The sequence below is a fragment of the Mariniradius saccharolyticus AK6 genome (assembly GCF_000330725.2).
GTDB classification, from domain to species: domain Bacteria; phylum Bacteroidota; class Bacteroidia; order Cytophagales; family Cyclobacteriaceae; genus Mariniradius; species Mariniradius saccharolyticus.
This window is the reverse complement of the sequence record NZ_AMZY02000005.1, coordinates 130,930-142,619: the sequence shown is the minus strand read 5'-3', so window position 1 is coordinate 142,619 and position 11,690 is coordinate 130,930. Positions and strand designations below refer to the sequence as shown.

Below are 11,690 nucleotides of genomic sequence, written 5' to 3'. Positions count from 1 at the left end.
TGTGTTGATCTTGGCTTTTGGTCCCGCGAAATCAATTTAGGCGTTCAGAAGCCGCTCTCGGCCTTTGGCAAAATCGGCTATTTCAGCCTTGATGTTGAGCAGGTAGTCGATGTCATCAAAGCCATTTTTCATGTTTTCCTTTTTGTAGGAATTGATGTCAAAGGTCTCCGATTGGCCGGTTTTCAGCAAAGTGATCCGCTGCTTGTCGATATCAATTTCGACTTCTGATTTGGGATCAGTTTCTACGGCTTGAAAGAGAATCTCCGCAAATTCAGGACTGATCGTGACGGGCAAGACGCCGATGTTGAGACAGTTGTTTTTGAAGATATCCGCAAAAAAACTGGAAACAACGCATCTGAAGCCATAGTCGTAAATCGCCCAAACGGCGTGTTCCCTTGAGGAGCCTGAACCGAAGTTTTTGCCTGCCAAGAGGATTTTACCGGAGTAGGTCGGGTCATTGAGGACGAAGTCCTTTTTGGGATTCCCCTCTACATCGTAGCGCCAATCCCTGAATAGGTTGTCTCCAAACCCCTCTCTTTCGGTTGCCTTCAAAAAGCGGGCAGGTATGATTTGGTCTGTATCTACGTTTTCGGTCCTCATAGGCACTACTGTGCTGGTAAGGACGGTAAATTTATCGTAAGCCATAGTTTTCTGAATAGGAGTTAATGGTTATTTGTTATTATCTTATTGAGTTTGAATTGACGTATAAATACCTTTTAACCAATAACCTAATAACCAAATAACTGAAATTAAAACACTTCTCTTGGATCTACAATTTCTCCAGTCACGGCGACTGCGGCCACCGTCAGTGGGCTGGCCAACATTGTCCTTGCGCCTGGGCCTTGCCTTCCTTCGAAGTTCCGATTGGAAGTGGAAACCGCATATTTGCCGGCAGGAATCTTGTCGTCGTTCATGGCCAAGCATGCAGAACAGCCTGGCTGGCGAAGTTCAAACCCAGCATCCTCCAATATTTTCACAAGCCCTTCTTCGTGAGCCTGCTTTTCCACTTCTCTGGAACCTGGCACAATCCAAGCAGTGATGTTGTCTGCCTTATGTTTTCCTTTGACGAAATTGGCGACAGCACGTATATCCTCGATCCGGCCATTGGTACAGCTTCCCACGAAAACATAGTCCACCTTTTTGCCTTTGATGGGTTCTCCAGGTTCGAAGCCCATATAGTCCAAAGATTTGAGGTAAGTTGTCTTATTGCTGCCTTCCATACCCTCAGTGGTTGGAATCCTGTCTTTGACCTTGATGCCCATGCCGGGATTGGTGCCATAGGTAATCATCGGCTCGATGTCGTTGCCGTCAAAGTGATATTCCTTGTCGAAAACAGCACCTTCGTCTGTCTTTAGGGTTTTCCAATATGCCACTGCTTTGTCCCAAGCTTCGCCTTTTGGAGCGTACTGCTTGCCTTTGAGATAGTTGAAAGTCGTTTCATCGGGAGCTATCAAGCCTCCGCGCGCGCCCATTTCGATGCTCATGTTGCAGATGGTCATCCGAGCCTCCATACTGAGGCTTTGGATCGCCGATCCCGCATACTCGACGAAGTAGCCCGTGGCTCCTGCTGCCGAGATTTTGGAAATAATATATAGGATGATATCCTTTGAGGTCACACCGTTCCCGAGTTGGCCATCCACAGTAATCCGCATTTTCTTTGCCTTGGACTGCATGATGCATTGGGTTGCCAAGACCATTTCTACCTCTGAAGTACCGATGCCAAAGGCGATGGCTCCAAAAGCTCCATGGGTGGAAGTATGGCTATCGCCGCATACGATCGTCATGCCTGGTTGGGTGACGCCCAATTCCGGTCCAATCACGTGGACAATACCATGGTGGTCAGAGCCAAGGTCATGGAGTTCGATGCCATATTTGTGGCAATTTTCCCTGAGTTTCTCGACTTGCATTCTGGACAGTTTATCCTTGATGGTCTTGTCTTGATCCACGGTGGGAACGTTGTGGTCTGGCGTGGCAATGGTCCTTGCAGGATACATTACACCGACTCCTCTTTTCTCGAGGTTGAGAAATGCGACTGGGCTGGTCACCTCGTGGATGAAATGTTTGTCAATAAAGAAAACATCTGGGCCGGACGGAACCGACCTTACCACGTGTGCATCCCAGATTTTATCAAATAGGGTCTTTTTTTCCATGATTAATCAATCGTCACTTTGTCTTTGACTGGAATTTTGTTCAATGCATCCACAAAAGCCTGTGCGGATGCAAGCACGATGTCAGTATTGGAGGAAAAGCCATAATAAGGTTTATCTCCCTGCATCAAGCGCATATGGACTTTGGCCACATCGTCACTGCCCGCTGTGATCGCTTGGATGAGGAATTCTTCCAATACGATATGGGGGTTCACGATAGACTCAATCGCCTTGATAACAGCATCAACTGGGCCATTTCCTGTGGAAGTAGCTTCATAGGCTTTTTCGCCCACCTTCAGTTCAACAGTCGCTTCGATAGCACCATTGGATTTGTAGTGAACCTTGCCCAACTCGATAAAAGAGGACTCATCCATGTATTTACCAACCAAGGATAGCAAGTCCTTTGGCCCGATATCGCGTTTGGAATCCGCCAAAACCAGAAAATCCTCATAAACCTCGTTGAGCGCATCTCCTTCTAGTTCTACACCCAGCGAATCCAAGTGGAACTTCAATGCCGCGCGACCACTTCTTGCCGTCAAGACGATCGAAGACTCGTGCACGCCGACTTCTTTGGGATCGATGATCTCATAGTTTTCCCGATGTTTCAATACACCATCTTGGTGGATTCCTGAAGAGTGTGCGAATGCATTTCGGCCCACGATTGCTTTGTTGGGTTGCACAGGCATGTTCATCAGTTTGGAAATCAGGCGGCTCGTCTCGTAGATTTTCTCGGTTTTGATATTGGTGAAAACAGGAATGTCGTGGTGGCATTTGATCGCCATGACGACCTCTTCCATGGAGGTATTTCCAGCCCTTTCACCGATTCCGTTGATTGTCAACTCGGCTTGCCTTGCTCCATTTTGCACGCCGGCGATTGTGTTGGCGGTAGCCATTCCCAAGTCGTTGTGGCAATGGGTCGAGATTATCGCCTTGTCTATGTTGGAGACATTCTCTTTGAGGTAGCGGATAATCGCGCCGTATTGCTCTGGAAGGCAATACCCCGTCGTATCCGGGATATTGACGACTGTAGCTCCCGCCTTGATGACTTCCTCGATGATTTTGGCTAAGAATGGCAATTCTGAACGACCAGCGTCTTCGGCGTAGAACTCTACGTCCTCCACATACTTTTTGGCATACTTCACCGCTCTTACACCTCTTTCGATAATGTTCTCGGGTGTGGACCTAAGCTTGTATTGGATATGATATGGTGAAGTTCCAATGCCGGTGTGGATCCTACCCTTTTTGGCATATTTCAGGGCATCGGCAGCTACATCAATATCTTTTTCTACAGCTCTGGAAAGGGCGCAGATGATAGGATTGGAAACTGCCTTCGAAATCTCCACCACGGAATTGAAATCACCTGGGCTGGAAATCGGAAATCCCGCCTCGATGATATCCACCCCCAATGCTTCCAAAGCCTTGGCCACTACTATCTTTTCCTTGGTGTTCAACTGACACCCCGGTACCTGCTCCCCATCTCGGAGGGTGGTATCGAATATCCATAGCTTGTCACTCATAGTAATCTTTTAATCAGTTGTTTTCTGGCCTCAATTTTCTCACAGTAGCACCTGCCTGCCACATTTCAGATTCCCTCAATTCTTTCAATTCCGCTTCCAATTTTTCCCTGTAATCAGGCTTGGAGTTGGAGTCGATTGATTTTTGGGCTTCTTTACCTGTCTTTACACTGTTGTAAAGCTCTTCGAAAACAGGCTTGGTCGCATCCCTGAAAGGCTTCCACCAATCCAACGCGCCGCGCTGTGCAGTGGTCGAACAGTTGGCGTACATCCAGTCCATACCGTTTTCGGCCACCAATGGCATCAAGCTTTGGGTCAACTCTTCCACGGTCTCGTTGAATGCCTCTGAAGGCGTATGGCCGTTTGCTCTCAATACTTCATATTGGGCGGCAAAGATCCCCTGGATCGCACCCATCAACGTACCTCTTTCGCCTGTCAGGTCGGAAGTTACTTCCCTGTAGAAATCTGTTTCAAACAAGTAACCAGAGCCTACACCGATTCCCAATGCAACGACGCGGTCCTTGGCTTTACCTGTAGCATCTTGGTAAATGGCATAGGAAGAGTTCAATCCCCTGCCTTCTACAAACATTCTGCGAAGTGATGTTCCGGAACCTTTTGGTGCTACCAAGATCACGTCCACATCGGCCGGAGGGATGATACCCGTTTTTTCTTTGTAAGTGATCCCAAAACCATGGGAGAAATACAGCGCTTTACCAGGAGTGAGGTAATTTTTCACTGTCGGCCAAAGCGCGATCTGACCAGCATCGGAAAGCAGAAACTGGATAATGGTGCCTTTTTGGCAAGCTTCTTCAATATCGAATAAAGTCTCGCCCGGCACCCATCCGTCTGCCACAGCCTTGTCCCAAGTTTTGGAATTTTTCCTTTGGCCCACGATGACGTGGAAACCATTGTCCTTGAGGTTAAGCGCTTGGCCCGGGCCCTGCACACCATAGCCAATGACGGCGATGGTTTCGTTCTTCAAAACCTCCCTGGCTTTTTCCAAAGGAAATTCCTCTCTGGTGACGACGTTTTCTTCTACTGATCCGAATTTCAGTTTCATAGTGTTGATTTTAATTAGGTTTGATTATTTAAATATTCTTGTACCGAAAATTTGGGCTTTGCAATCGCAACCCTTCCTGATCGGGAAAATTCCAACAAGTTGAATGGTTTGAGGATTTCAAGCAATGCTTGGGTATCCTCCTTGTGGCCCGTGAACTCAATGACGACAAATTCTTTTTCCGCTGCTATGATATGGGCATTGAACTGGCGAATGACTTTTTCCAAGCCGGGATCAAGACTCTCTGTCGGGAGTTTGTAAAGCGCGATCTCTTGGTAGACTACCTCAGAATCCGTGAAATGGTAAGTCTTGATCACATCCACGATCTTGTCGATTTGCTTGACCAGATGGATGATCTGTTCAGGCGTGACGGTGACCTCGATCGTGATTTTGTGGATTCCGTCCAGCCTGCTTTCCGATGCGGTGAGCGCATCGATGTTGATCCCCCTCCTGGTAAAGATGATGGTGATCCTGTTGAGGATACCTATGAAATTTTCTGTATATACTAAAATGGTATAACGGTTCATATGCTGGGCTTGGGCTTAACTCAACCTTACTTCTTCTACAGAGCATCCTGTGGCAATCATCGGGAAGACGTTGTCTTCTTTTTCAACGACTACTTCGAGGAAGTATGGACCTTTGTGCAGTAGCATTTCGGCAACGGCGGATTCAAGTTCGTCCCGGTCAGTCACTTTAGTGGCTTTGAAGCTGTATGCTTCCGCGATTTTGATGAAGTCAGGATTTTCAAGTTCAGTAAAGGAGTAGCGCTTGTCAAAGAAAAGCTGCTGCCATTGTCTCACCATTCCTAGATAATTGTTGTTGAGCAGCACTACCTTGACGGGTGCCTTGGTTTGCATGATCGTCCCAAGTTCCTGAATGGTCATTTGGATTCCGCCGTCGCCGACGACACAGATTACCTGTCGATTGTAATCGTGCAGTTGTGCACCCAAAGCGGCGGGAAGCGCAAATCCCATGGTTCCTAGGCCGCCGGAGGTCACTTGGGTGCGGGTTTGTTTGAAGTCGAAATACCGCCAAGCAATCATTTGATGTTGGCCCACATCGGTGACGAGTATGGCGTCATCTTCTTTGAATTGATTGATTAGACGGATGACTTCGCCCATATGGAGACCACCGTGTGTTCCATGTAGGTCATTGGCATATACGGCTTTTTTTTCCTCGTTTTCCAACTCGCGGAAACGCTTCATCCATTCCGGATGAAAACTGGGTTTTACAGCCTCGGTAAGTTGTGAGAGGCTATCTTTGCAGTCTCCTTGGATAGCTACTGTGGCCTTCACGTTCTTGTCGATTTCGGCGGGATCGAGTTCCAGATGAATGACCTTCGCCTGTTTGGCATACCTTTTCAAATCACCCGTCACACGGTCGTCAAAACGCATTCCTACTGCGATCAGTACGTCACATTGGTTGGTCAATAAGTTTGGAGCATAGTTGCCGTGCATGCCAAGTTTACCGACATACATGGGATGGTCCTGAGGCAAAGCACCTGAGCCTAACAACGTACAAGCTGCCGGTATTCCTGTTTTGTCCAAAAAAGCCCGCAACTCCGCCTCGGCTTTGGCTAACACAACGCCTTGCCCAAAAAGCAAATAGGGTTTCTTGGCTTCATTGATCAAACTAGCTGCATCTAAAATGGCCTTTTTATCAATCGTAACATAGGGTCGATAAGATCTTACTCCAAGGCAAGGCACATAGTTGAAGTCGCCGAATTCTACCTGTGCATTTTTGGTGATGTCAACGAGTACCGGCCCAGGCCTGCCTGTCCGTGCAATGTGAAAGGCCTTTGCAATCGCCGGAGCAATATCTTCAACTTTTCTCACTTGAATATTCCACTTTGTGCCAGGCATCGATAGGCCTACAACGTCGGTTTCCTGAAAGGCATCAGAGCCCAGCAAGTGGGCTGCAACTTGCCCTGTGATGCATACCAAGGGAGTACTGTCAATTTGCGCATCCGCGAGGCCTGTAATCAGGTTGGTAGCGCCAGGGCCAGAGGTGACCAAGACGACGCCGACTTTGCCAGATACCCGCGCATAACCTTGAGCCGCGTGGATAGCACCCTGCTCGTGACGGGTCAAGACGTGTTTGATTTGATCACTGTAATCATACAAGGCATCATACACAGGCATGATAGCCCCGCCAGGATAGCCAAAAATGTACTCTGAGTTCTCGGCAATCAGGGATTTGACCACGATATCTGCACCTCTTATCATAGTAATCGGGATTTATAGGTCGGTGACACAGCCTTGTGATGCTGTGGATACGAGTTTGTTGTACTTTTTCAAAGTGCCTTGTAGGTCACTCACATCTTTGTTTCTCCAAGTTTGCTTACGCGCGGCTAGTTCCTCATCGGAAACTGCCACCTGCAGCGTCAATGTATCGGCATCGATCGTGATGATGTCACCGTCTTGAACCAAAGCAATCGGACCTCCAAGGAATGCTTCTGGCGTCACGTGTCCTACGACAAATCCGTGTGTTCCGCCGGAAAACCGTCCATCTGTAATCAAAGCAACATCCGAACCAAGTCCGGCGCCGATGATCATCGACGTTGGCTTCAGCATCTCAGGCATCCCTGGACCGCCTTTTGGGCCGATATAGCGGATGACAATTACTTCTCCTTTTTCAACTTGCTTGTGCTTGATCGCTTCATTGGCTTCCAGTTCCGAATCAAACACTCTCGCAGGGCCTGTAAAGGATTTTCCTTCTTTTCCTGAAATCTTCGCCACCGCTCCTTCCGGGGCCAAGTTACCTTTAAGTACGCACAGGTGGCCTGTCTCTTTCAATGGCTTTTCGATCGGGTGGATCACATTGACCAACGAAGGTACCACTGGGTCAATATCCGCCAGGTTTTCTGCGACTGTCTTTCCTGTCACGGTCATGCAATCACCATGCAGCATTCCGTTGTTGAGGAGGTATTTCATGAAGGCTGGTAGTCCTCCCTGCTCAAATAAGTCCTCCATCAAAAATTTCCCGGAGGGTTTGAAATCACCCAGGAGTGGTGTTTCATGATTGACGCGTTTGAAATCCTCCAAAGTGAAGTCCACGCCGGCGGTTTTGGCGATCGCCAGAATGTGCAGGACGGCATTGGTGCTTCCGCCAAGTGCGACAGCTACACGGACGGCGTTTTCCAGGCTCTTCTTTGTGACGATATCTTTGGGCTTGATATCCTTTTCGAGCAAGATCTTGATGTACTTAGATACTTCCTCACATTCTTTCTGCTTCTCCTCCGCAGTAGCTGGCGTTGAGGAACTGTAGGGGAGTGACATGCCCATGGCCTCAATGGCTGAGGACATGGTGTTTGCTGTATACATGCCTCCGCATGCACCAGCACCAGGGCAGGCATTTTCAATGACGCCTTGGTAATCCACATCGGTCATCTCGCCTTTTACACGCTTACCATACGCCTCGAAGGCAGAAACGATGTTAAGTTTTTCGCCTTTGTATAGGCCGGAGCGGATCGTGCCGCCATAGACCATGATGGACGGCCTGTTTATACGGAGCATTCCCATCACTGCTCCGGGCATGTTTTTGTCGCAGCCGGCTACAGCCACACATGCATCAAATGAGTGCCCAAGGATAAAGGACTCGATGGAGTCGGCAATGATCTCCCTTGACACCAGGGAATACCGCATGCCCAAAGTCCCCATTGATATCCCGTCGGATATACCCATGGTATTAAAAACCAAACCGGTCAGACCATGCGCTTTGGAAGCTTGCTTGATCAGACCGGCAAAGTCGTTGAGGTGCATGTTGCAGGGGTTGCTTTCATAGCCACAACTCGCTATCCCTACAAAAGGCTGGTTCATCTGTTTATCCGACATTCCCGTGGCATACAGCATCGCCTTGCCAGCGGGATGTTCTTCATTTTGACTGATTTCCCAACTGTATTTTTTCAAATTCATGGTTAATTCAGGGTCTTGAATGTCTAATAGGTTGATAAAAAAAGTGCCTCATCATCTGAGGCACTTTACATTGTATGGTTGTTTGTCGTAAAAGTCAGCGCCTCAGTATTTACTACTAATCACAATAATAAAGCTGAGGGGAGTGACTATTTCAAACATGTGGAATGGTTTCTTTTTTTGACTTTGATGATACAATATTAAGGCTCAAAATCGATAGTTACAATATTTAATTTCTTTTTTTTTAGAGTTTGTAAATCAAAAAATGCTGTATAAACCATTTTTTCAGAATATTATTCCATTTATCGATTATATACCAAACTAACTTTACGAAAAAATTTAGAAAAGTCGCCATGATCAAAATAAAATACCAATTCAGGGTTTTGTAATTTATTTTCCGAATTATTGATGATTTTGTAATCCGGAATCAATTTGTAATGAAAAAAGCAATGGTCTTCAAAATTTGATGCGTATTTCTCAGGTTGGCTCTGGAATTTTCGGCATGGCAAATATTGAGTAGATCCGACACATTCTGAAAAATGGGTAGGGTCGACGAAGCTAAAATTTGGCATCGATCAAAATGTCGGGGCGTGGTTTCATCCAAGATTAAAATCGATATTTACGACATCAATTTTTCTCTATGATCAATTTTCCCAACGCAAAGATCAATCTCGGACTCAATATCGTCGCCAAACGTAATGATGGCTTCCATGATATTGAGACCTGCATGGTACCTATTCCGCTTTATGATGCCCTGGAAATGATTCCCGCCAAGAAGACTGTTTTTGAAAGTTCAGGTTTGGAAATTCCAGGAGCAGAAAAGGACAATCTTGTGCTCAAGGCCTTGAAGTTGATCCGAAAGGATTTCCCGGATGTCGGGGACGTACATATCCACCTCCATAAAAACATCCCGATGGGAGCAGGCTTGGGTGGGGGTTCTGCGGATGCGGCTTTTGCTCTTGTGCTGATGAACAAGTTGTTTGACCTGCATTTGGAGTCCTGGTTTTTGGAGGAATATGCCGCGCAGATTGGGAGTGACTGTGCGTTTTTTGTGGAGAATACCCCGAAAATCGCAACTGGGAGGGGGGAGGTTTTGGCCCCCGTAAATGTTGACTTGAAGGGCGACTATCTCGTATTGGTCAAGCCGCCAATCCATATCGGAACCAAAGAGGCGTATGCTGGTGTGAGACCAAAAAAGTCAGAGGTGCCACTTGTGGATATCCTTTCCGATAAGTCGTTGTGGAAAGACTCGCTGCGCAATGATTTTGAGGAGAGCATATTTTCAAAACATCCCGAACTCCCTGCAATCAAGAAACGGATGTACGACAGCGGCGCATACTATGCAGCAATGTCAGGATCAGGCTCGACGGTTTTCGGGCTGTTTACGCAAGCACTACCCGAGATGAAATGGGCAGATGGTTATTTTGTTTTCGAGGCGACGCTTTGAAACAAAGAACGTTTTAGGCAATCTTTGTTTTTGTGTTGATTTGTTTTACCTTCGATGAAAAAAATCAATATATCCCTTTCAAAACATGTGATCGATAAGCTGTCAGAAGCGGCAGATAAATTGTCTGTTTCCAAGGAAAAAATTATCGAAGGCGCACTGATTGCGTATTTCGGTGATCTTAAGAGAGGGGAATATGAAAGGTTATTTCAGGCCGATCTACTGGACGAGTATATTGCTGTTATGGTAGAAGAAGGTATGTCGGATTACTTTCATCAAACAAAAACCACGTAAAGATCATGGTGTAGAGGTTTTCTCAATCATCTACCTTCAAGAACACAAACCTTGCCCACTTTTGCCGATGCCGCAATTCGTCGCCAACACCTAGAAAGGGTGATAGATAGATGAGTTTTTCAACTCTTATTTCATTTTTTCCCTCAGGAAGTTCCTCAAGTGATAGTGATGTAGACAATGCTTTTTGGCCCGTCATGCCTGAGGTGAAGGGTGTCCAATCCAAATCCTGCAGCAGGGAATCATTCAAATAAACCCGATACAATTGTCCAATTCCCTTCACTTCTTTCCAAGGAAGCGTATCCTGTTCTCCCCGGAGTAACTCATTTAGCCTGTCCAAACTCCGGGAATCCCTGTCATAAACTGCTATGTTCAAAACCATATGGGAACTGGCGATTTGGTTGCTCTGTGTCCAAGCCCTGCCAAATCGCATGCCCTTTGTGTTGTAATTTTCGAAATACCAAGCTTCCTGCGGCCAAGCGTAATCTGAATCATCGAGATTCACTTCGTTTTGAAATTGGGAAAATCCCCTCGTGTCTATATAGATCAATGGGAATGAAAGCACCAATAAAATCCCTGAATAAGTAACGAAAGTCCATTTCCCGAGGTTACTTTGGTAGATGGCAGAAACGGTCCCGTTCATACTACCGCCGATAAAATCCTTCAACGCGGATTTTTTGAAAGCAAGACCGGCAATTGCAAAGACTAGCAAGCTGACCATGAAAACCACATAAATAACCTGGAAATCCAGATCGAAAATCAGATACACACCAATAAGAACTACGAGATAGGCAGTAATGAAAAACAGCGGCACTGCAACCGAAATCGGAAAGCCATAGGCCATACTGCACCACTCCTCCAACTTCACCAAGTAGTGTGTGGGATGTTTGTATTCGATATTTTGGGAGGTCTTGAAAAGGTTTTCTTTTTTGACACCGTCGGGAAAAGCATAGGAAATCCCCAACATCCCGGCCCATAAGAACCGCAGGATCAAATGGGAAACGAGGAAAATCTTGAAAAACGAAATGATCGTGGAGAAATAAACAAACACCAAGTTTGCAGGGACATATTCTAGTCCAAAATCCTGTATCAACATGACCGACAGCTCAAAAAACCGGGAAGGAATGACGAACAAAAACGCCAGAATAATACCTGATATGATGACTTCGGGTTCCCAACTATTTTTCTGCAGATTCTCAAGCCAAGTAAGGTCTTGTTGCTTTTTGATTGGTTTTTCTTCCATCTTTCTTACAAAAATTGCTAAATGGAAAAATAGACAAATCCTTTGAAAAATTAGCCTTTTTCGAAGTTGGTTTTGGGGAGATC

The 11,690-nt window shown here is 46.5% G+C and carries 10 protein-coding genes; 2 read left to right on the top strand and 8 right to left on the bottom strand.

What is annotated here, in order from left to right; all coding sequences use genetic code 11:
• Window positions 1-36 precede the first annotated feature (36 nt).
• From leuD to ilvD, 7 genes are all read right to left on the bottom strand, one after another.
• Window positions 37-645, bottom strand: coding sequence for a 3-isopropylmalate dehydratase small subunit (gene leuD / locus C943_RS03655; protein ID WP_008624351.1), 609 nt, complete (start codon window positions 643-645; stop codon window positions 37-39).
• 104 nt (window positions 646-749) lie between these two features.
• Window positions 750-2,150 (bottom strand): 3-isopropylmalate dehydratase large subunit, encoded by a 1,401-nt coding sequence (gene leuC / locus C943_RS03650; protein WP_008624349.1) that lies wholly within the window; start codon window positions 2,148-2,150, stop codon window positions 750-752.
• A gap of 2 nt (window positions 2,151-2,152) precedes the next feature.
• Entirely contained in the window at window positions 2,153-3,664 is a 1,512-nt protein-coding gene (locus C943_RS03645; RefSeq protein WP_008624347.1) for a 2-isopropylmalate synthase, read from the bottom strand.
• Between the two features lie 13 nt (window positions 3,665-3,677).
• Window positions 3,678-4,721 carry a ketol-acid reductoisomerase gene (ilvC, locus tag C943_RS03640; protein ID WP_008624344.1) on the bottom strand — a complete coding sequence of 348 codons (1,044 nt, stop codon included), beginning with the start codon at window positions 4,719-4,721 and terminating at the stop codon, window positions 3,678-3,680.
• A gap of 14 nt (window positions 4,722-4,735) precedes the next feature.
• A complete protein-coding gene (ilvN, locus tag C943_RS03635) occupies window positions 4,736-5,245 on the bottom strand; it encodes an acetolactate synthase small subunit (RefSeq protein ID WP_008624342.1) in 510 nt (169 codons plus the stop codon).
• A gap of 15 nt (window positions 5,246-5,260) precedes the next feature.
• On the bottom strand, window positions 5,261-6,943 hold the full coding sequence (gene ilvB, locus C943_RS03630) for a biosynthetic-type acetolactate synthase large subunit (protein WP_008624340.1): 1,683 nt from the start codon (window positions 6,941-6,943) through the stop codon (window positions 5,261-5,263).
• Window positions 6,944-6,955: 12 nt separating this feature from the next.
• The gene (ilvD, locus tag C943_RS03625) at window positions 6,956-8,632 is read right to left on the bottom strand and encodes a dihydroxy-acid dehydratase (protein WP_008624338.1); all 1,677 of its coding nucleotides are present in this window, start codon (window positions 8,630-8,632) and stop codon (window positions 6,956-6,958) included.
• A gap of 637 nt (window positions 8,633-9,269) precedes the next feature.
• Here ilvD and ispE point away from each other — a divergent pair.
• Window positions 9,270-10,076 (top strand): 4-(cytidine 5'-diphospho)-2-C-methyl-D-erythritol kinase, encoded by an 807-nt coding sequence (gene ispE / locus C943_RS03615; RefSeq protein WP_008624336.1) that lies wholly within the window; start codon window positions 9,270-9,272, stop codon window positions 10,074-10,076.
• Between the two features lie 54 nt (window positions 10,077-10,130).
• Window positions 10,131-10,367: a hypothetical protein gene (locus C943_RS03610; protein ID WP_008624334.1), complete on the top strand. Its 237-nt coding sequence runs from the start codon at window positions 10,131-10,133 to the stop codon at window positions 10,365-10,367.
• Between the two features lie 22 nt (window positions 10,368-10,389).
• On the opposite strand, the gene C943_RS03605 is transcribed toward C943_RS03610, so the two are convergent.
• Entirely contained in the window at window positions 10,390-11,607 is a 1,218-nt protein-coding gene (locus tag C943_RS03605) for a hypothetical protein (protein ID WP_008624332.1), read from the bottom strand.
• Between the last annotated feature and the right edge of the window lie 83 nt (window positions 11,608-11,690).